Source organism: Burkholderia sp. Ac-20384 (assembly GCF_017104605.1).
GTDB lineage: Bacteria > Pseudomonadota > Gammaproteobacteria > Burkholderiales > Burkholderiaceae > Burkholderia > Burkholderia lata.
Genome location: NZ_JAAGPE010000668.1, coordinates 1 through 1,278, shown reverse-complemented (window position 1 = coordinate 1,278; position 1,278 = coordinate 1). Strand labels below are relative to the sequence as shown.

Below are 1,278 nucleotides of genomic sequence, written 5' to 3'. Positions count from 1 at the left end.
CCCGGCGTGCGGGCGTCGGGCGCGTCGACGCGCGGCGTCGAACGGACGGTTGCCATGAGCGTGCCTACCGGGCAGACGCGAGCGCTTTCTTCAGCGCGTCTTCATTGATCGGTGCGTTCGCGGCGAGCTTCGCGAGATACGCCTGCGCATTCTGCTGGGTGCGCTGTGCGCGCAGCATCGCACGCAGTTGCTCCTTCACGTCGGCCAGCGGACGCGGCGCGGCCGCGCGGACATCGATCAGCTTCACGACGTGAAAGCCTGCCGGCGTCTGGATCGGCGCGGAGACCTGGCCCGGCTTCAGCGCGTCGGCGGCCTGCCGCACGGCCGGCACCATCAATTGATCGGGCACGAAACCGAGATCGCCGCCGTTCGCGGCGCTCGCCTTGTCCTGCGAGTTCGCTTTTGCAAGCGCCGCGAAATCGCCACTGCGCGCGCGGCTCGCGAGATCGGCCGCCTGCTTGCGCGCCTTGTCGAGCGTCGCGGCATCCGCGTTCGGCGGCACCGCGATATAGATCTGCGCGACATGCAGCGCGCGCGGCGCGGTGAACGCGGCGCGGTTCTTGTCATAGGCGGATTGCAGCTCCGTGTCGGACGGATAATCGGCCGGCGGCGCGTTCACCGACGCCAGATAGCTGCGCACGACGATATCGCGCCGCGCCTGTTCGACGGCTGCCTGCACCTGCGCCTGCTTGTCCCAGCCCTTCGATTTCGCCTCGGCCAGCACGGCCTTCTGCGCGAGCGTCGAACGCACGACCTGGTCGAGCGCCGCGGGATCGGCCGCGAGGCGTTCGCGCCCTTCCGGGCTCACCGCCTTCAGCAGCCCCGCGATATCGTCCTGCGTGACCGACGCCTGCGCGGCATTCGCGATCACGTCGTCCTGCGCGTGCGCCGCGAACGGCGCGCCCAGTGCGAGACTGCCTGCCACGATCGCCAGCATCTTCATCTTCGTCATCATCGTTCGACTGCCCTCTCGATTGCTCTTGAAATGCGGACGCTGCATCAGCGCGCGTCCGTCAGCGTCATGCGCAGGACGAGCGGCTGCGCCATCCCGCGTGGCGGCGCCGCGCCAACCGCCCGGCCGACGAGTGCCGCGTGCAGCGCCGCGTCGAGCGCCGGGTGTCCGGCCGCACCGCTGTCGACACGCGTCACGTGCCCCTACCGGTCGCCCCCCCCCCGCCCCGGCCACCCACGCCCTCCGCTCCCTCCCTCGGCCCCTCCGCCGCCCCCCCCTTCCATTCCCGCTCGCCGCCCGCCCACCCCCCCCTCCTCCGCGCCCAC

Annotated in this window: 2 protein-coding genes; both read right to left on the bottom strand. The window is 71.4% G+C overall.

Translation table 11 applies throughout. From position 1 onward, the window contains the following. Positions 1-64: 64 nt before the first annotated feature. On the bottom strand, positions 65-955 hold the full coding sequence (locus G3O00_RS42720) for a peptidylprolyl isomerase (RefSeq protein ID WP_206146600.1): 891 nt from the start codon (positions 953-955) through the stop codon (positions 65-67). Positions 956-999: 44 nt separating this feature from the next. Further along, entirely contained in the window at positions 1,000-1,149 is a 150-nt protein-coding gene (locus G3O00_RS42715; RefSeq protein WP_206146599.1) for a hypothetical protein, read from the bottom strand. Between the last annotated feature and the right edge of the window lie 129 nt (positions 1,150-1,278).